We start from the raw sequence: 19,675 nt of genomic DNA, 5'->3' as shown, positions 1-19,675 counted from the left end.
ATGCCATTTTTGATTTCTGGAAACCTGGATCTCGTGGATCGACATAGCCTCAAGAAGATGGAAAAATTTCTTGGGATCATATTGTCTCCGGGACAATTCCCCGTCGAACAATACAACTTACTCAGGCACGCTCTTCATAGAAATCTAGATCCGGATGCTCTGATTCGAAAGATGAATCGACAAGAGCTCCTTTCGTTTATCTACATTCTCACGCAATTCGGAGACGTTGTAAGGGCCGAAACTCCGGTAGAATATCTGGATATAGAAAAAGTGCCTCTGGTTTTAGAATGGCAGAAAGGTCAATACATGATCCCTTACGAAGTGTTGGATCATCTTTCCACTTCTCGAATATTCAAAAATCAGAATTATCTGTTTGCTCTAATCCCTTCCCTGCCCGCAAAGGAAAAAAAGGCCTGGATCGAATGGATCGGTTCGGGTTATGGAAAAACTTTTCCGAGAGAAATCAATCACGAACTTTATTTTCAGTGCAGACATCTTCAAAAACCGTTTCAAGGCAAATCGCTTTTGAGGGAAGAGACGATTCAACTTTCTCAACTCTGGCCTTCCGGTAAAAATGAAATCGTGGATTGGTTTCATAAAGGGATCACTCCTTTTTATACTGCGATGAAAGAACTTTCAAGAACGGAAAAAGATCCATTCTTACTTCACGTCTTGGATCTGATTCGATCCGGCAAACTCATTCTAAAGAAGAATCCGGAAGAATTCCGAAAAAAAGAAGAATTCATTTTGGTGGCGACGGTGGAAGGCAACACTCCCCAGTTGCGTGATACCGTTTTTTCCTGGGAACAAGAAAGAGAGAACAAAGAAGATTTTCTTTTTCAATAAATTCAAACGCGCTTAACGTTTGGAAAATATCAAATCGATAAAAAGCAAATAATATGGAAGTAAAATCAGCAAAAGAACTCAAAAGAGTTTCCAAAGAATTACAGGAGAATTTCCAGAATCGTTGGAAACTCTTAAATTTGGAACAGGACAAAGACCGACTCAAGTCTCTTAGCGAGAAAGCGGAAGATCCCGACCTCTGGAATAATCCCGAGGAAGCCAGAATCGTAAGCCAGAAAAAAAACGAACTCGAAAAAAAGCTTACGCCTTGGTTTTCGATTCAACAAGATATATTAGATTTTCCTGATTTAGTGGACATGACTTTGGACGAAAAAGGGGAAAACGGCGTAAGCGAGCTATCCTCCGAGTATCAAAGACTCCAGGAAAAATTCGAAGAGCTCGAATTGTTAGGCGCGCTTAAAAATCCTGAAGACATCAAATCTGCCTTCATCAATATCCATCCCGGAGCGGGTGGAACCGAAAGCCAGGATTGGGCCGAGATGCTTCTGAGAATGTATATGAGATTCTTTGAAAAAAAAGGATATCAATATTCTTTAGTCGACATACAAGCCGGAGACGGCGCTGGAATCAAAAACGCGACGATACACGTGGTTGGAGACTGGGCCTTCGGATTTTTAAAAGGAGAAAACGGAGTTCATCGATTGGTAAGAATTTCTCCTTTCGATGCAAACAAGAGAAGACATACGTCTTTTGTTTCCGTTCACGTAAGTCCCGAGATAGACGACGACATCGATATCAAGATTGAAGAGAAAGACATTCGAGTGGACGTTTATCGTTCTTCCGGCGCGGGCGGTCAGCACGTCAACACGACCGACTCTGCTGTTCGAATCACTCACATGCCTTCCGGAATCGTAGTCGCTTGTCAGAACGAAAGATCTCAGATCAAAAACAGAGACACTGCTTTTAAGATGTTGAAAGCAAGACTCTATGAGATGGAACAAGAAAAGGCAAAAGAAGAATTGGAAAAAAAATCGGGAGAGAAAAAAGATATTTCCTGGGGTTCGCAAATTCGAAGTTATGTGTTCCATCCTTACAATCTTGTAAAAGATCATAGAACGGATCACGAAACCGGAAACGTAGCCGCCGTAATGGACGGAGAAATAGAACCTTTTATCCTTGCATATCTGAAAACTTTATAAGATCCTCGGGGCGGTTCCTGCGAAAACTTCTTACTGAATTTGCGCAGGACCGGGCTCTGACGCGACTTCGCTTACGCTCCGGTCACTTCGTGACCGCGTTCCGCGTCGCTCTGATCCCTACCGCAAGCGCTCATAGAAAACAGTGCCGCTGAGTTCGGCGAGCATTGTGAAGACCGGTCTCTGCCCGTAGATCTCGATCACACTTGAGTTCAAAGAGCTTCGAGAACGAGTCTACGATCCAATACATTAGGAGAGTTGAATATGTCTTTTTTTACCAAAAAAATCAAATACGGTTGCCTCTGGGGAATGTTAACTCCTTTTGTAACCCTCTTCACTTCTATCGGAATTACAATTTTTCTTTTAAAAGATGATTATGGAAAGGCGGCGTCCGTCGAGGATTGGATGATTCTTGCGGGAAAACACATTCTTCTTTTTGGAGGGATTATCGTTGCCACAATTCTTTCCTTGCTGATCGGAATTTGGTTTTCGATCAAAGACTCAAAACCTATCGAAACCCTCAGAATTTTTTGGCCGATAATCATCATTCTCATCTATTGGATCGCACCCAATCTTCTTCCAGGGCCCGTAGACGACTCCATCGTGACCTTAGGAGTGGGAATCTACCAGATCTATCGATATTTTACGGAACGAAAAAAGGAAGATAGCGCGCCTAACGTCTCATCCTAAAAAGTTAAGAACAATGAACTTGGAAAGAACCCTTGTTTTAATCGGAATCGGCGGCGCCATAGGAAGCGTCTTACGTTATCTTTTACAATATTGGTTCGGAACAATACTCGGTTTCAAATTACCGTTGGGAACCTTGGTTGCCAACTTTTTGGGTTCACTCGTGTTAGGAGTTATCTACGCAATCTCGGAAAAACTTCCGGAAATTAATCCGGAATGGAGATTTTTCATCGCGTCCGGTCTTTGCGGGGGATTTACCACGTTTTCTACGTTTTCTTTTGAAAGCCTTCAGATGTTGAGAACGGGTAACTATATTCTATTTTTTGCATATATTGGTCTAAGCGTGTTAGGTGGGATCGGGTTCGCACTCGCAGGTGTTTGGATCGTAAAGTGGTTTTGAGGAAGTCTCCCTGCTTTTTTTCAAGGCTTTTTTAGGCGACTTGTAGGAGTTCCTACAAAATTTTGAAAAGGAAATCTGATTGTAAGAAGAATGTTTTTGTGATATGGAGAATTTTCCGGAATTTTCCCACAAGGCCCACCTCCACCACCCAATTAGGGTGGGGGCCGCGAGAGTTTCACGGAAGAAGTCGGAACTCCTACAAGATCGAAAGTATAGAACGGAACTTCGCTCATCAATTTGTTGAAGCGATGATCTTGTCCAAAAGATTTCCTATTTCGAAGATCACCTTTGGAGAACCGTATTTCCCCGCAGTCGTCACAACGGTCATATCCAAATCGGGAATCACGTAGATCAATTGTCCTCCGTTTCCAAGCGCGGCTTTCCAAGTTACGTTTCGATTTGCAAGACGAGTCTCGCCAATCCACCACTGAAAACCATATTTTAAGGAACTTCCGTCGTTTCGAAATAGAGTTACGTTCGTATCGATCCGAGATTCTAAAGAATCTTGGATCCATTGCTTCGGAACGATCTGCCTCTTATCCCAAACTCCTTCGTTCAGAATCAATCTTCCAAGCTTCAACATATCTCTCGGTCTCAGACGTAAACCACCGAAGGCGAGCGCGCGTTTATGCCGATCCTCCACCCATTCAAACTCTTTGATCCCGATCGGATGAAAGAGCCATTCTCCCGCTAATTCTCCGAGGGACTTACCGGTTTTCTTCATTAGAATTTCGGCAAGTATCGAAGTCCCACCTCCGTTGTAATTGAATTTTGTACCCGGAACTTCGGAAACTCGACGATCAAAAACAAACTCGACGAGATTTTTTTTCCAATACAGACGGGTTTCATCGCTAAAGAAAAAACCGGATCTCCATTCTTCCCAATCCAAACCGCTGCTCATGGAAAGAAGATGTTTCCAAGTTATTTTTTGCCGCGGATCCGTTTTCGAAATCCCGAGTTCCGGAAACGAAGAAAGTACGGAAGAATCGATTCCTTCTATCAATCCCTTTTCTACCGCAATCCCGAAAAGAAGAGAGACGACACTTTTGCTTACAGATCGAACGTCGTGTAACGTCTGTAAGTCGAAAGTGGATTTGCCGTCAAAAGGAAGACGGAGGCCGTATCGAAGGCTCAGAGGTTTATCGTCTCCATCGTGATAGATCTCGATGACGAGTTTTCCGTGACGTTCGATCAAAAATGAATGATAGCCGTTTTTTTCAGAGATGGATTCTTGGAGTAAGTTGCAGAGTTTTTCCGAGTCAAAGCCGGACTCTTTCGCGTTCGAAGTTTGCCAAAAAAAATCCGCCTTCGGTTGCGAACAAACGTTTGCCGAATCTCGAACCGTCGGCGACCCCTTACATTCGGCGCTTAAAAAAAGAACGAGAACGAATGTGGAAAGAGACCTTTTTAAAAAGATAAACATAAGAAGAATTCGATTTCCTTTTTTGAAATTAAGACCCTACTCTTGGACTTTCGATTTCGAGATTTGATCCCGGAATTGTTTCTTTGAATCTGGTTTTCTCAAGCGAAATTTGATTTCCGTTTTTGATCGGATAGAACGACCTCGAAAGGATTTCTTTATAAGAATCCACCTCCGTCTTCTTTCTACACGATTCCTTTTCAGAGGATTTCGATCAGGAACAAAAAAGTTTTTTCTCCTAAATTTTGTCGAGTGCTGAGGGAAGAGTGCTTAAGCCTCCTCTACGGGAGACCCGAGTTGACCTTTCGTCGATTCATATAAGAAAATCGCTTAGATCAGAAATCGAATCTCCTCTTTCCATTCTATTTTCTCCATTCCGAGTTCGTAGGAACTTCGACAACGGGTTCTAAAATAACGTTACAACCCGTTCCTTTTACGGAGCCGGATTATTTTAGCAAGTTATCTTTCCCGTTCCATAAACCCGGCTTTTCTTTCCAAAGATAAATCTCCGAGCAGTCGTCTACAAAGTAATAAAAAACAAAGAAGAAATATCTTTTTTCCTGGCATTGGAAGTTTCACTTGAATGGCGATTAGAGAAAAAAGAAACACGGAAATCGCGTATCGAGTTACGGAAGGAAATCTTGAATTCAAATTTAAGAATGGAAATCAATTTCCATTCTTTTTTGCAAAAGTCACTTCAACAAAACCTCGATTTCTTTTTAAATTCGGTTCCGAATTCGAAGTATTCCACAAGTCGTTTATCAACTTCTATCTTTAATAAATATCATCGAGTGTTTGAATTGTTCAAAACAAATCTTGCTCATCCTGTATAAAATTCTTATGGAAAAAATTTTGCCTAAATCGAACTTCAAGTCTCCGAGAGAAAAAAGAAATCTTACGTCTTTTCCAAACGCTCTTTTCGGATCGTGTATTTCTCCTCGACGTTTTGGATTTACCGAACAATCCTTGTCTTGTATGGAACTGAGCTTTCCTTCTCCCGGTAATCCGGTCTTTGATTACGTTCTTCTTCCGTGTTTTATCTTTTTGTCCAGGGTCACAGACGTTTCGATCGGAACGATCCGGGTCATTCTTCTCACCCGGGAAAAAAAAGCGATCGCCGCTTCTCTAGGATTTTTAGAAGTCCTTCTCTGGGTGATCGTCATTACACAAGTTATCAAAAATCTCAATAACGCGTTCTGTTATCTCGCTTATGCAGGAGGTTTCGCCACAGGAACTTTTATTGGAATGATCTTGGAAGAAAAGTTAGCGATCGGCTTTTCTCTTCTTCGGATCATCTCTCCTAAAAACGGGGGAGCGATCGCGGCCAAACTTTCGGAAGCGGGTTATCGGGTCACTACGATGGACGGACAAGGAAGCAGAGGACCGGTAAAGATCGTCTTTACCGTTTTAAAAAGAAAGAAGATCCGCCAAGCGATGGTGATCGTAAAAGAAGTGGAGCCCGACGTTTTCTATTCGATAGAAAACGCAAGGAGCACCAACACAGCGGTTTCGGAAGATTCTCCAGGACTTCTCAGCAAAGGGCTCCTGGAAAGAATCTTGAAAGTCAGAAAGTAGGATTTTTCGTTTTAAGTCTTTCTATCTAAACTGGAATTTTGACGTAGAGCTTTTTGATTTCTTTTTGGATGAATTTTGGAAAGTGCATCTGATATTCGTTGATCAGTAGTTTCCAATCGTCTTTTCGGATGAATTTTCTGCAATTGGCAGATCCACAACCGCACTCAAAGGTCTGGTCGAAGTTCACTACGAAATTTGCGTAATCAATCGTAAGTTCTTCTCCGGCGAGAATTTCCCTCTTAGCGACGATGTTGTCGTCCTCGTCATACCACATATTGGGATCACAAGAATGATTCATGAAGTTGGAATGGTTGATGACGTATTCACCGCTGGTTGGTCCGGTGACGATTCCAAAATCCACATCGTATCCATATTTCATGAAGATGTCCTTCTCGGAATCGGGAAGAGACTCGGCTTCTTCAACCGTCAGAACTTTCCATCCGAACTCTTCATCCTCGATCCACTCGCTGTAACTGAACAGCAGAGTTCCTTTGGGGATGGTCTTCGTCGCGAAGGTTCCGTTCTCCCCGAATTTGTTGATTCGTTTCTCGATCATGCAGAAGATCCCTGCGTTATTGCCTAAGGCAAAATTTTTATCTATCAAGAATGGGATAAAAAAAACTTCAATTAAAATACTAAAATCGAGTAATATTTAATGCAAGTTCCTCTCTCGGCTCCAAGTCCGATACGACTCTCTTCCAAGTAGTAAATAAATTTCTTAAGAACGATTCTCAAGCAAACCCGAAGGGATCCACGGTTCCAGATAGGTCTCACCTTCTTCTTCGGGTAAATCCTTCCTAAGAATTTTGAAGTTGGAACCTGAAAGCTCCAAAACGAGTGAGGACTTGTGAAAGAGCCAGTTTCTGTTGCCCGATCTTTCCAGTCCGGCTTGTGTTTTCCCGGTTTCGAAAAAACAAACCGCAGAGAAACGAACTCCGATCTTCTCCTGAAGAAGTAAAATCTGTTCCTCGAAGTCCCGCCCCTCTCTATCCTTGGAAAGAGAACCGAAGTCCACAAAGATCGGAAGAATTTTTTCTCCCTTAGGAATATTATCCGAAAGAAGAAAAGATCCGGCCTTCAAGACGGATTCCGCATAAAAGAAAACGGGACTGGAGGAAAAAAACTTTTGCTTGGATGCGATTTTTGCGAGTCCGTGAAGCCTTTCCAAACTCAAAGAACCATCCGGAAAGATGAGAACCGGATAGACCTTTTTACGATTGAGTTTCTTTTTCCAGCGAAACAACAAATTGCTTCTTGCTTGGGTCGGATCTAAAAGCGTTAGTAACAACATGGTTCTCTCAAGAGTTGCAAACTCCGGATTCTTCTTTCTGGAGATTTAAAAAAGAAGAATCGAAAGTTGTACAGAATTTAAAACGAACTCCGGTAAAGGACGAAGTTCTAAAATACATATCGGATGGACTAAATATATGTATAGCATTTTATCAAATGAAATCTAAATTCATTATCTTTCTTTTTCGGTCCACAAAGACCTCGTTTTCTATAGTGTCTCAAATCGCCAATTGGAGCTATTCTATGAAACATTTTTATCAGGGAAGAATTTTCTAAGATGTCCTCCACAAAACGCTCCGGACTCGAAGAAGCCCCGGACACTCTGACCCATCTCCATCTCAATCCTAAGAATTCTTCTTGGGCGAATTTCGGTTTTTGGAAAGACACGGACGACTACCCGACCGCTTGCAGGACGTTAGCTTTGCTTTTAGGAAAGAAGGCCGACTTAAGACCGGAGCAGGAAGTTTTGGATCTCGGGTTCGGTTGCGGAGACCAGTTCTTTGTCTGGAAGGAGGAATTCTCACTTCCATTTTCTCATCTTACAGGAATCAATCCTTCTTCTGTTCAGGTCGAATTCGCAGAAAATCTGTTCCAAGAAAGGAAGGAAGTTTTGCCGAAGTTGATCTGCGCCCCTTTGGAGGAGACGATCTCTTCTTTTCCAGAAGAAAGTTTTGATCGAATTTTGTGTCTCGACAGTGCTTACTTTTTTCCGGATCGAGTCCGATTTTGCGAGGAGGCGTTTCGTGTTCTCAAGCCGAAAGGACGTTTGGTTTCTGCGGAGTTGATTTTGAGGGATGGAAGTTTTGGAATTTTAGATTCTTGGTTTCGAAGTTTCGTCTGCAAGCTCAGCGGAATTCCGCTTCGTAACCGAGTGACTCCGAATTCTCTTTTTCAAATTCTCGAAAGAACCGGCTTTAAAACCGAAAAATTTGAATTTTTAGAAGAGAACGTTTTTGGCGGATTTGCAAAATTCTTAAAAGAAAAAACAAAAAAAGACCAGAAGGAAATCCCCGAAAAGATAGCGGCGAAGTATGGAAGCTTCGGAAAATTCTTAGGGGGAGAAAGAATGAAACGATACTTCCAATTCGTCCTCTACTCGGCGGAAAAGCCGATGAATTGAAGTCTGAAAAAAAGTCTGTCGGAACTCCGATGGCCCACCGCGAAAGTCGCGCGCCCCACCCTGAACTTGCATAACCTTACCCCCAAAATTGAGGGGAAATATAACGAGAGTTTTCCCGAGACAAGGGTTTTATAGGAGTTCCTACACGGAGGTTTGTGCTTGCAAGATTAGAATTTTGTGATAGAGGAGAATTTCCGGATTTTTTCCCGCCACCGCACCCCTCCACCCAAGTTCAGGGCGGGGCGCGCGATTTTTACGGAAGAGCGTCGTAACTACGACGGATTTTTTTAAGAGCCAGGCAACCTGGGCCAGATGTTGGCTTTCGGGAAAAACCTCGGGAGATTATGCCTTATCAAAAAATCCCATTCTTCCCGAACACAAAACCTTGTTCTCCGTTTTAGGAACTCCGACAAAATCCCCTTCTTTCTCAGCGTCTTCTTTGAATAAAAAAAATCCGAATTAAGAACGCATCGACTCGTTGACCCAACGCGTTACGTCCAAGGAAGTGGAAACCCCCGCTTCTAAAAGGGGGATTCCATATCTTGCATAGGAACCGCAGAACCAGACCTTTCTTCCGGATTGTTCCTGAAGGCTTTTGAGTTCTTCGATGGTTTTTTGATTTTTGAGATCGATCACCGGTCTTTCAAAACGAGAACGAGAGATCAACTTTCCCGCCTTCGGTTCCTCCAACGGATTCCAAGTCTGAAAGATTTCCTCTTTTCCGATCTCGGGAAGAACCTTGTTGAGTCGGATCGTCGCAGACGGTTTGTCGGTTTCGGGTGAAAGAGTAAAACAAAGAGGAGCCCAGTGACTTTTTTTATTGGGCATAAAAGAAGAATCCGTGTGCATAAGAATCTCGGATTCTTCGTAACGAAAAGAGGAAAGAAGTTGTTTTTCGCGGTTCATCTCATCAGGAAGAAGCCCGATCGCTTGGTTGGCGGGAGTTGCGACTACGACACGATCGAATTCTTCTCTTCCGTCCTCGAAGTTCACAAAAACTTTCTTACCGTTGAGTTCGATCTTTCTTGGATTCGACTTCAAACGAACTTCCTTTGCTCCCACAGAAAGACGAGTTGTGATGTCCCTGGTTCCGTGGCTCGCAGTTAAAAATCGGAGAAACTTCAGACCCTGCGCGTGATAACTGATCACCGCCTCTGCCGGATAATTTTTAGCGCTCTTGAGAGTGCAAGTGTTGATCGTCGCAAACATAGGAACTAAATACTTGTCTTCGAATTCTTTCGAATAACCGAATCTTTGAAGGAACCCCGAAATCGTAAGTTGTTCTCCTTTCAGAGTCGCCCATTGTTCCGCGGACTCTCTGTAAAATCGAATCGTATCTCCGAAAATTCTTCTGGATTCTCCCGTTTTAAAACATACGGGGGAAACGAAGGGATAAAAATTTCCCCCGAGTCCGAAGGTCGCAAATTGAAAGTAAGTGGTTCCGTCTCTTTCGCTCAACGAAAAAGAATAATCCACGGGTCTGAATTCGATTCCCGCTTCTTGATACATCTCTATTAGACAAGGATAATAGTTTTGTTTGAAGGCTCTGAAAGGAACGTCGAATCGAAAAATACGATCCTTAAGTGCGACATCCGTTCCGTGCGCATCCATTCCAGGAAGTGAATGACGTTCCATAAGAACAACTTCGTGTTCCTTACTCAAATACCAACAAGCGCTGAGTCCCGCGATTCCACTTCCTAAGATTGCAATTTTCATATTGTAACTCTTAGAATTAGAATCCGGAAAAGAAAACATAGGAATTTTTTTTCTTTCGAAATGAAAAACAAAAAAACGGGATACTTTCGGTTCCGATTTCGTAACCGATCGGTCGAAGTAACGAACTCCGTTCTTAAGGAGGGTAGAATGTACTACTCCAAGGCTTTTATCGTTTTCTTTCTCGGAATGTTTCTTTCTCCGCTCGGTGCGGTTTCAAAAACCGAAAAGGCCACTTTCGCCGGCGGTTGTTTCTGGTGTATGGAAGGTCCGTTCGAATCCTTACCCGGAGTGATCTCCGTTACTTCCGGTTATGCGGGAGGAAAGGAAATCAATCCGACGTACGAAGACGTAGGTTACGGAAGAACCGGTCACAGAGAATCCGTTCAGATCAAATACGATCCTTCTAAAATTCGTTACTCGGAACTTCTACGAATTTTTTGGAGACAGATCAATCCCACGGATAACGGAGGTCAGTTCGCCGATCGAGGTAGTCAATACAGGACCGGAATTTTTTTTCACAACGAAGCGCAAAAGAAAGCCGCGGAAGAATCCAAAAAAGAATTAGAGAAGTCCGGAAAATTTTCAGCTCCGATCGTAGTCGAAATTCTTCAGTTTACTTCCTTTTATCCCGCCGAAGCCTATCATCAAAATTATTATAAGACCAATCCGGATCACTATAAATCCTATCGAAAAGGATCGGGAAGAGAGTCGTATCTGGAAAAACTCTGGGGTAAAAAATAAGAATCAAATCCGTAACCGCTCTTATTTTTCTTCCTGAGTTAAGGGTAAAAGAATCGTGCAGATCGTATAACGTTTGTAAACCGAATGTATCGTAAAGAATCCATTGTGTTCTTTGATGATTCCCTGACTGATCGGAATACCGAGTCCCGTTCCGCCTTGTTCTCTTTTGGTCGTAAAAAAAGGATCGTAGATCTGTTTTAGGATTTCGGGAGGAATTCCCTGTCCGGAATCTTCGATCATCAACTTGATATAAGGGATCGATTCCAAAACGCAGGTTTCCAATCGTATTATAATTTTCTTATTTAAATTCCTTTCGGGAAACTTTAAGTTCAGGGCGTCTTTCGAATTGATCAAAAGGTTGATCAGAACCTGTCGAATCAATTGTTCTCTCATTTCAACGAACGGCAAATCGAGTTGAAACTCCGTTTCCAAAAGGATATAGTTTTTTTCGAATACGTTTTCCAAAAGAGAAATCGCAGACTCAACAACTCGAGTTATATCCGATTTTTGAAAACTTTCGGATTCCTTTCGGGAAAAATCCAGAAGATTGGTCACAACCGAAGAAAGTCGTTTTGCTTCTTCCGTTATGATTCCGGCAAATTTCAGATGAGCCGAGTCCTTCATTTCCAAAGTTAGAATCTGGGAATATCCTAAAATACACATAAGGGGATTGTTGATTTCATGAGCGACGCTCGCGATCAAAGTACCGAGCGCTTCCAACTTCTGAGATTGTCTCAGTTTTTTTTCGTAAAAGCTCCGTTCCTCTTCGGCTAAGATTTTGGGAGTGATGTCGATAATTCTTCCATCGATTTGTTTTAAATTTCCCGCGGAATCGAAATTTGCCACCCCGAAAATTTCGACGTAAATTTTGGATCCGTCTTTTTTCTTGAATTGTACCACCTCTCCTTCAATTTTAGAATCCTGAAGAATCATATTCAGAAAAAATGATCTTTGATCCGAGTGAAAATACAGATCCCTTTCCAAATCCAAACTCAACAATTCTTCTTTAGAATATCCGGTGATCTTGCTCATAGCCGGATTTACTTGTATCAATTTTCCGTCAAAAGAACTGGAAAAAATCCCCTCGATCGAGTTTTCAAAAAGAACACGATAGTTCTCTTCGCTCAACCTCAGTCTTTCAAAGGATTCCATCTTCTCGGTTACGTCCCTCAAAAGTGATACATAATAAAGAATCCTACCTTTTGTGTCGCGTAACGGACTGATCGTCTGTTCACAATGGAACAAAGTTCCGTCCTTTTTCCGATTGGTGATCGTGGTTCTAAAAGTATCTCCCGTTGAAATAACGTCCCACATTTCTTGATAGAACTTCGGTGAATGAATTCCGGATTTAAGCAAAGAAGGAAACCGACCGATCGCTTCTTCGGAACGATATCCGGTAACCGTTTCAAAAGCCGGGTTGACAAAAAGAATCTTTGCCTCCAGATCAGTGATCAAAACGGCGTCCCCAGTTTGGGAAGCGACCATAGACAGTTGTTTTAACCTATCCTCGCTTTCTTTTTCCTTTGTAATATCGGAAATCGTGACCACAACTCCCATCATACGATCCTCCTCCGGATCGAAAAGCGGAACCGTAGTGACGTGAGCCCAGAGAACGTTCTCGTCCGATTTTACAAAACCCAACACTTCCCTTCGAACTGGCAATCCTGTGCTCAAAGTGTAGTGTATCGGAGATTCTTCCATGTGAGTGACGTTTCCGTCCGGATAAACCGTCTTCCAAATCGAACTGTGATAAGAATGACCTATGATGGATTCCGTTTTTAGTCCGAGCATCTTTTCGAGACTTCGATTCGTCCTCAAAATCGTACCCGTGCTGTCCACAAATAGAATCCCCTCTTCCACCGCAGATAACAGCGTGGAATAAAGGATTTCGCCGGATGTATAACTTTTAGAATTGGATTGCGATTTAAGAACGTCCTCCGCCGTCAAAACGATGGATTCGATTTCCCCTTCCTCGTCCTTTTGAATGCGGATCGTTTCTCGGACCAGTATACTACTGTTAGGCGACGAAAGAAAAATATCTCCGCTCCATTGCTCGTTTTCAAAAGCGCATGGAATCGCTTCGGAAAGAATTCTTTCCCGATGTTCTTTCGGATGGAGTTCGAAGATCGTTTTTTTTAAGGCTTCTTCCTCGGAAATACCCAACATACTCAATCCGGATCGATTCAAGTAAAGGATTTCGCCCTTTCCGGACGCAAAACAAACGAGCATCGAGCTATTCTCCAAAAAAGAGAATGCTGTCGACTTAAGATCTAATTTTTCCTTCACTGAAATATTACGCGTACTGAGATTGTTAATAGGTGAGACGAAAGGCAAATTCGGAAAGTATGAATTTAAGTCATACGATAAATTTTGAAATTTGTCCACGCCCTAAAGTAATGAGACGGGTTAAAAAAAGAAAGGAAACGTTCTTCAGGGATTTTAGAAGAACGTTGTATTCTAATGCGAAAAGGCGATCCGCAAAAATTCGAAATTTAACAAAGACGAATCAAAAATACGGTAAGTCTTTGCAGTTTATCTCTTCCTTGACCCGGTTCTGCCAAATCCCTTTCAATCGTCTTACGATAAATCGCTTTGAGATGATTCTTCAAAGTCCCGGAGTGAACGCCGAGCTGCTGTACCAGACTTTCCCTTGTTTGTCCGGCGACAAGGAGTTCGCAGATTTTCGCCTCTTGATATGTAAGACCGTATTCTTTTTGGAGTTTTGGAAAAAGGGATTCTTTTACCTTGATTGGAGACGCTCCGGAATCGGAAGTCTGACCCCCGATAGAGAATGTCGGTATATCGTGAGGCAGATCTACTCTACAGAGAAAATTGGATATATCTCCCTTTTCATCTCGGAGCGGAGTAATTCTTTCCTTCCAAGAGATGGTCTCACCGGATCCGTTCTTGTTAAGAAAACTTCCTTCGTATTCCTTACCGGATAAAATCGTTTTCCAGAAATTTTCATAAAATTCAGAATCGTGATTTCCAGATTGAAAGAATCTCGGATTCTTGCCGATCAATTCGTTTCGTTTATACCCGGATAAACTTTCAAAAACGGGATTGATAAATTCTATCTTTCCTTCTCTATCCGTGATAAACATCGCGTGCGGATATTGATAAAAATAAGAAGTTAAGATCGATGACAAATCTTCGCTCTTTATTTGATTCTGATTTTCCACGATTGACATATATTCCCTCCATATCCCTTGAGTAGCATTGGGGTTAGCTTTTATCAAGAGTGAGAATTTCAGTTTAAATACTACCTTAGTATGAAACTATCTTTCTCCTCCGTCAATTCTATCCGTTGGAAGAAACCGAGTGCAGGTATTGATAAAAATCAGGAACTTTAATTAGTTAGGTAATAGACAAATGACAAAGACAATCGATATTCGCCAAAATCAATTCAAACAATTTTCAATCGAACAACCCATCGCTTTAAGGGATCCGATTCTCATCTTAGAAGACGCGGAAGAAATTCGAGTCTTATTACTTCAAATCTGTAAAACGTTAGGAATCGCGGCCGAAGGTTACGCCAATGGAAAACAAGCCTTAGACGCCGCCCGCAAAAATCAATACGCAGCGTTTATCGTGGATCTAGAAACCCCGTTTATCAAAGGACAAGACTTCATCCGGGAGATTAAAAATTTTTTAGAAGACCCGATCATTCTAGTTCAAACCGGAAACAACCAACCGAATACCATCATTGAAGTAATGAAACTGGGTGTTCTCGATTATTTGATCAAACCCGTTGACATACGGATTTTCGGACATTGTATGAAACGAATCGTCGAATATACTCAAAAGAAAGCCGTGGAAAAAGCGCTTCAGGAGGAAACCGAAACGAGACTTCGCGCCCAATTGGATTGGATCTTATACAAACAATCCTGGATGTCCGATCTTGAAAAAACGGTGGATATCAGCAAAGTAACTTTGAACAACATTAAGCAAACTTTTTTAAGCGGAGGAGGTTTCGGAGCCATCGTAAGTCTGATCGAAATTCTGGAGACTTCGGCTACGTTCGATGGGGAGACCTGCGTATTGCCGAAAGATATTGCGGATCTTCTCTTTCAAAACAATCAAACCGTTCACGATACTCTTAAATGTTTGGAAAAGAGTATGGACATTCTCAATCGAGACATTGCAAATAAAAAAAATACGGCGAACATTTCCGATCTATTCGACCTGATCCATCTCACCGTTGAAAACGCCAATGGAAAGATGGAAGACCTTTTAACGCAAAAATCTTTGGAAATTTCATTTCATAAATCCTTACAATCCAACACATTACAAATCGAAGTAGATAAGGATTCGATTCAGTTGATTTTGGAAGAATTGATCGTAAACGCCGTCAAGTATTCCCGTAAGAATTCGAAAATCCTGATCTATGATAAAATCCAAAACGGAATGTTAAACCTATCTATCAAAAATGAATTCGATCCAAAGTCGATTCCCGGAGTACCAAGGGATAAGGAAATCTTAGTAAAACAGCCTTTTTATCGGCTGACCGGTTTTGTTTACGAAAGCCTGCCTATGGAAACATTTTTTTCCGGACTCGGTTTGACGATCGTAGATTATGTGGCTCGAAAACATTCAGGAACATTCCAAATATCTAATATTTTAGATCATTCAGTTTCCGAATTTCCGGTCGAAACGGTTTTGGCGTCCTTGTCCCTTCCTCTGAAATATTAGTTTTGCTATTTCAGACGAGGTCGACGTCAAAAACCGAAGCCGATCAACAATCCCTTTCCAAATGTTTCCCGAAGTCGGCGAACGACGTACCGGACTGCACGAAAATTTCCTAGGATCCGTAAGTCTTGGATCATAGAATGGAAATTTTCTTACAAATTAAACAATGTCTTCTAAAAGAATATTTTGCTTTCATTCAGAATCTTAGAACAAAAGAATTTCAATTTTCAAGATTCTTCAGTTCCAGGAGTTTGGTTTTATGGCAGACCTTCAACTCGTAATCGGCGATAAAAAATTCTCTTCTTGGTCCTTGCGTCCTTGGATTCTATTAAAAGAAAGTAAAATTCCCTTTACGGAAATTTCACTTGTATTAAACACACCGGAATTTTTTGAAAAGATCAAACTGTATTCGAATGCGGGCAAAGTACCCGTTCTCGTGGACGGAAATCTTAAGGTCTGGGACACCTTGAGCATCGTTGAATACATAGCAGAAACTTTTCCCGAAAAAAATCTCTGGCCGAAAGAAAAGGCGGCAAGAGCGTTCGCGAGATCGATCGTATCGGAAATGCATTCAGGATTCACCGATCTTAGAAAGAATCTTTCGATGAACCTCGCCGAAAAATTGCATGGAAGATCGTTTCCGGAAGAAGCCTGGAAGGACATTCGAAGAATCGAATCCATTTGGAAGGAATGTCTAGATACTTTCAAAGGACCGTTTCTTTTCGGGAAACAGTTCGGAATCGCCGATGCATTTTACGCACCGGTGGTTGGGCGTTTTCTCACATACGGAATCGATCTAAATTCTACTGCAAATTCTTACATCGCCACTATCAGCGGTCTCTATTCTTACAAGGAATGGATGGACGGAGCTTTAAAATAATCGATCTGCTTTGTTTGCGAAATCAGCGATTTTAACTTTTTAGAAAACCTAAGAATATTCCCGGGATCGTAATTCCGATACCGGGAATATTCTTTTTTCTTAATTTACTTTCTTTGCAACCTAAGAGCGTTAAGAACCACGGAGACGGAACTAAATGCCATCGCTCCGCCGGCGATCCAAGGCGCCAAAAAACCGGCCGCGGCAAAAGGAATTCCGAGCGCGTTGTATACCAATGCCCAAAAAAGATTTTGACGGATATTGTAAACCGTTCTTCGACTCATAAGAAAAGCGTTCGCAATCGAAGCAAGATCTCCGTTCATGATGACAACGTCCGAAGACTCCATAGCAACGTCGGTCCCGGTTCCCATCGCAATTCCTAAATTAGAAACCGCTAATGCAGGTGCATCGTTAATCCCGTCGCCTACCATCGCAACCACCTTCCCGGAATCCATCAGCTTTTTCACTTCCTCCGCCTTCCCTTCCGGGAGAATTTCAGAAAGGACATGATCGATTCCGCAAACATTTGCAACCGCATTTGCTGTCCTTTTATTATCTCCGGTGATCATATAGACTTCCATACCCAGAGCCTTCAATCTAGCGACCGAAGCGGGAGTGGATTCTTTGACCGTATCCGCGAGTGAAAAAACGGCACTGTGAATTCCATCCACGCCGAGGTGAACGACGGTCGCGCCCTCGGCTTCTCTTTGTGTTTTTAAATTCAGAAGGTTAGAATCCAGATCGATCCCCCTTTCTCGAAAGAGGCGATCCGTTCCCAAAAGAACTTCCTTCGAATTCACAACCGCAAAAACTCCTCCTCCGGGAATGGTCTCAAATTTTTCAGGAATCGGTAGTGTCAGTCCTTTGAGTTTTGCGGAATCGACGATTGCTTTTGAAAGAGGATGTTCTGAGTTTTGTTCCGCAGAGCCCGCGAGTAAAAGAAGTTGGTTCTCGTCACCCGACTTTAAGACGTCGATTTTCTTAAGAATCGGCTTTCCGTGTGTCAAGGTTCCCGTTTTATCAAAAACCACGGTATTCACTTTATGAGCAATTTCTAATGCTTCTGCGGTCCGAAACAGAATTCCTTGAGTGGCGGCTTTACCCGAACCTGCAAGAATCGAAACCGGAGTCGCCAAACCCAGGGCGCAAGGACACGCAATCACAAGGACCGCAATCGCCTTTTCTAAAGCTCCTGAAAAAACACCAGGCTCCAGCCAAAAATACCAGAGAGAAAAAGTAAAGGCCGCGATAACGATCACGATCGGAACAAAAACTCCCGAAATACGATCCGCGATCCTTTGAATCGGCGCCCTCGATCCTTGCGCTTCTTGCACCACCCTTACGATTCCGGACAAAAGGGTGTCTTTTCCCACCTTAGAAGCCCTGAGTTTAAGAACTCCGTTTTTGTTAAGCGAACCCCCGAACAAAAAGCTGCCGATCGTTTTTTCTACCGGAATACTTTCACCGGTTAACATCGATTCGTCGATGGAAGAACTTCCTTCTTCGACGAGCCCGTCCACTGGAATCGTTTCTCCGGCTTTTACAAGGAGCAAATCCCCCACTCTCACCGCGGCCAGAGGGATCTCCTGGATTTCTTCTTCGCGAATGATGTTTGCGGTTTTCGGTTGGAGTCCGGCCAAGGATTGAATCGCTTTGGAAGATTTTCCCCTTGCGAGATGTTCTAAGAATTTTCCGAACAATATAAGTGTGATCAGAACGGCGGAAGTTTCGTAGTAGAGAAAGATATCTCCGTGAAAGTGTTCCTTCAATGAAAGAAACGACTGTTTCAAGCTGTAAAAATACGCCGCAGACGTTCCCAGAGCGACGAGAACGTCCATGTTCGCTCCGCCGTTTCGAAGGGACCGAAAGGCCCCCAAATAAAATGAGGAACCGATCCAAAACTGAACCGGAGTAGCCAGTGCAAACTGAAGCCAAGGGTTCATTAGGAAATGCAAATATTCAGAAAGTTTGTTTTCTCCAAAGTGTCCGACCATGGCCAAAAGCAAAGGGGCTGAAAACAATGCGGAAGTTAAAAGTTTAAACTTAAGTTTTTTAAATTCCTTTTCGTGAGCTTTTTCGGCTTCTCCGTTGACGACGATGTCTTCGTGAATGAGCGCTCTGTATCCGAGAGAATCCACTTTGTCCAATAAAACTTCCTCCGAAACCAGAGAGGAAAATTCCACCTTTGCGGTTTCCATTGCGAAGTTGACTCTAGCGTCCTTAACGCCGGGAACTTTTTTTAAACCTTTCTCGATGCGAAGAGCACAGTTGGCGCAAGTCATTCCGATCAGATCCAGGGTAATTGCGGAATCGGAAGATTCCGTTAACACGGGCGCGCTCATTTGACAACACCCGGATTGTAACCTTCTTCTAAGATCGCGGCTCTAACTTTAGTCAATTCATCTTCGGTCCCTTCTCCTTGATAAACGACTTCCTTATTTACAAAGCTCGCTTTGGATGAAAACCCGATGTCTTTTAACGCCGATTCGATCGTATGCTGACAGTGATTGCAAGTCATCCCTTCTACCGCTAATTTGATTTCTTTCATAATTCTCCTCCAGGTTTATTTAAGAATACGGTCCACGGTGGTCATAAACTCGTTTAAGATCTCGGGATCATTTCCCTTAATTCTTTCCACGACACAAGTTTCAATATGGCTTTTAAGAAGGGTTTTGGCGACTCCGTCCAGAGCGGATTTAGCGGAAGAGAGTTGATTGAGAACGTCGTCACAATATTCCTCCCTTTCGATCATACCTTGGATTCCTCGGATTTGCCCTTCTATTTTTTTGAGCCTCAAGGATAAACTTCCTTTAACCTTAGGATCCGTATGCAGCTTTAGTTTCGGTTTCATATACCATACCCCCCTATACTATAGACGTATTTTTATAAAAAATCAGGAAAAAAATCTCGTTCGATAAAAAAATATATCAGGGACTTTTTTTAAAAATACAGACTTCGAAAAAATTCGGCGATACGGAAAGGTTGGATTCTTCCCAAAAGCCGATGCTCCGTATCCAACTCTAAACCTTTTTCTCCGGATACGACATAGGTTTTGATTCTTGCTTATTACGAAAGGAGTGAGAAATATCGACCACAGCCTAGGGTTCGACAAAGTTCCATTCTCTCCTCACGCGAAGTAAGCAAAGCGATCCGCCCCGGC

Annotated in this window: 18 protein-coding genes and 1 pseudogene; 10 read left to right on the top strand and 9 right to left on the bottom strand. The window is 42.6% G+C overall.

All coding sequences use genetic code 11. The features are described 5' to 3' along the window. The 4 genes from JWG45_RS04115 to crcB all read left to right on the top strand — a co-directional run bounded on the left by JWG45_RS04115 (position 1) and on the right by crcB (position 3,087). On the top strand, positions 1-846 hold the full coding sequence (locus JWG45_RS04115; protein ID WP_205278517.1) for a hypothetical protein: 846 nt from the start codon (positions 1-3) through the stop codon (positions 844-846). Positions 847-899: 53 nt separating this feature from the next. After that, positions 900-2,003 (top strand): peptide chain release factor 2, encoded by a 1,104-nt coding sequence (gene prfB / locus JWG45_RS04110; protein ID WP_205277097.1) that lies wholly within the window; start codon positions 900-902, stop codon positions 2,001-2,003. 261 nt (positions 2,004-2,264) lie between these two features. Next, on the top strand, positions 2,265-2,690 hold the full coding sequence (locus tag JWG45_RS04105) for a hypothetical protein (protein ID WP_232380520.1): 426 nt from the start codon (positions 2,265-2,267) through the stop codon (positions 2,688-2,690). A 13-nt stretch (positions 2,691-2,703) separates the two neighbouring features. Next, positions 2,704-3,087, top strand: a complete 384-nt coding sequence (gene crcB / locus JWG45_RS04100) for a fluoride efflux transporter CrcB (RefSeq protein ID WP_205278516.1) — start codon at positions 2,704-2,706, stop codon at positions 3,085-3,087. 232 nt (positions 3,088-3,319) lie between these two features. On the opposite strand, the gene JWG45_RS04095 is transcribed toward crcB, so the two are convergent. Then, a complete protein-coding gene (locus JWG45_RS04095; RefSeq protein WP_205278515.1) occupies positions 3,320-4,510 on the bottom strand; it encodes a serine hydrolase domain-containing protein in 1,191 nt (396 codons plus the stop codon). A gap of 580 nt (positions 4,511-5,090) precedes the next feature. On the opposite strand from JWG45_RS04095, the gene JWG45_RS04090 reads away from it, so the two are divergent. Then, positions 5,091-5,285, top strand: a complete 195-nt coding sequence (locus JWG45_RS04090) for a hypothetical protein (protein ID WP_205278514.1) — start codon at positions 5,091-5,093, stop codon at positions 5,283-5,285. Positions 5,286-5,482: 197 nt separating this feature from the next. After that, positions 5,483-6,082: a DUF2179 domain-containing protein gene (locus tag JWG45_RS04085; protein WP_205278513.1), complete on the top strand. Its 600-nt coding sequence runs from the start codon at positions 5,483-5,485 to the stop codon at positions 6,080-6,082. A 25-nt stretch (positions 6,083-6,107) separates the two neighbouring features. Here the strand turns inward: JWG45_RS04085 and JWG45_RS04080 are convergent, their stop codons facing one another. Next, on the bottom strand, positions 6,108-6,638 hold the full coding sequence (locus JWG45_RS04080; protein ID WP_205278512.1) for an SET domain-containing protein: 531 nt from the start codon (positions 6,636-6,638) through the stop codon (positions 6,108-6,110). A 162-nt stretch (positions 6,639-6,800) separates the two neighbouring features. Next, positions 6,801-7,373 carry a hypothetical protein gene (locus JWG45_RS04075; RefSeq protein WP_205278511.1) on the bottom strand — a complete coding sequence of 191 codons (573 nt, stop codon included), beginning with the start codon at positions 7,371-7,373 and terminating at the stop codon, positions 6,801-6,803. Positions 7,374-7,649: 276 nt separating this feature from the next. Here JWG45_RS04075 and JWG45_RS04070 point away from each other — a divergent pair, with 276 nt between their 5' ends. Continuing rightward, positions 7,650-8,492, top strand: a complete 843-nt coding sequence (locus JWG45_RS04070; protein ID WP_205278510.1) for a class I SAM-dependent methyltransferase — start codon at positions 7,650-7,652, stop codon at positions 8,490-8,492. A gap of 459 nt (positions 8,493-8,951) precedes the next feature. On the opposite strand, the gene JWG45_RS04065 is transcribed toward JWG45_RS04070, so the two are convergent. Continuing rightward, positions 8,952-10,208: an NAD(P)-binding protein gene (locus tag JWG45_RS04065; protein WP_205278509.1), complete on the bottom strand. Its 1,257-nt coding sequence runs from the start codon at positions 10,206-10,208 to the stop codon at positions 8,952-8,954. A gap of 147 nt (positions 10,209-10,355) precedes the next feature. On the opposite strand from JWG45_RS04065, the gene msrA reads away from it, so the two are divergent. Continuing rightward, complete coding sequence (gene msrA, locus JWG45_RS04060; RefSeq protein ID WP_205278508.1) at positions 10,356-10,949, top strand: peptide-methionine (S)-S-oxide reductase MsrA; 594 nt, start codon at positions 10,356-10,358, stop codon at positions 10,947-10,949. 21 nt (positions 10,950-10,970) lie between these two features. Here msrA and JWG45_RS04055 read toward each other — a convergent pair whose 3' ends face one another. Beyond that, positions 10,971-13,235 carry a PAS domain-containing protein gene (locus JWG45_RS04055; RefSeq protein ID WP_205278507.1) on the bottom strand — a complete coding sequence of 755 codons (2,265 nt, stop codon included), beginning with the start codon at positions 13,233-13,235 and terminating at the stop codon, positions 10,971-10,973. Between the two features lie 206 nt (positions 13,236-13,441). Next, positions 13,442-14,153 (bottom strand): annotated as a pseudogene (locus JWG45_RS04050) (PAS domain-containing protein). Positions 14,154-14,321: 168 nt separating this feature from the next. Here JWG45_RS04050 and JWG45_RS04045 point away from each other — a divergent pair. Continuing rightward, positions 14,322-15,641 (top strand): hybrid sensor histidine kinase/response regulator, encoded by a 1,320-nt coding sequence (locus tag JWG45_RS04045; RefSeq protein ID WP_205278505.1) that lies wholly within the window; start codon positions 14,322-14,324, stop codon positions 15,639-15,641. A gap of 256 nt (positions 15,642-15,897) precedes the next feature. Then, positions 15,898-16,518, top strand: coding sequence for a glutathione S-transferase family protein (locus tag JWG45_RS04040; RefSeq protein ID WP_205278504.1), 621 nt, complete (start codon positions 15,898-15,900; stop codon positions 16,516-16,518). 104 nt (positions 16,519-16,622) lie between these two features. Here the strand turns inward: JWG45_RS04040 and JWG45_RS04035 are convergent, their stop codons facing one another. From JWG45_RS04035 to JWG45_RS04025, 3 genes are read right to left on the bottom strand one after another with little or no spacing between them, the layout of a single operon-like run. After that, complete coding sequence (locus JWG45_RS04035; RefSeq protein ID WP_205278503.1) at positions 16,623-18,857, bottom strand: heavy metal translocating P-type ATPase; 2,235 nt, start codon at positions 18,855-18,857, stop codon at positions 16,623-16,625. After that, positions 18,854-19,063 carry a heavy-metal-associated domain-containing protein gene (locus JWG45_RS04030; RefSeq protein ID WP_205278502.1) on the bottom strand — a complete coding sequence of 70 codons (210 nt, stop codon included), beginning with the start codon at positions 19,061-19,063 and terminating at the stop codon, positions 18,854-18,856. Before JWG45_RS04030 ends, JWG45_RS04035 begins: the two co-directional genes overlap by 4 nt. 15 nt (positions 19,064-19,078) lie before the next feature. Next, entirely contained in the window at positions 19,079-19,366 is a 288-nt protein-coding gene (locus JWG45_RS04025) for a metal-sensitive transcriptional regulator (RefSeq protein ID WP_205278501.1), read from the bottom strand. Positions 19,367-19,675 lie beyond the last annotated feature (309 nt).

This window comes from Leptospira ainlahdjerensis, assembly GCF_016919175.1.
Lineage (GTDB): Bacteria > Spirochaetota > Leptospiria > Leptospirales > Leptospiraceae > Leptospira > Leptospira ainlahdjerensis.
The sequence above is the reverse complement of the archived record's forward strand: the minus strand, read 5'-3'. Positions and strand labels throughout refer to the sequence as shown.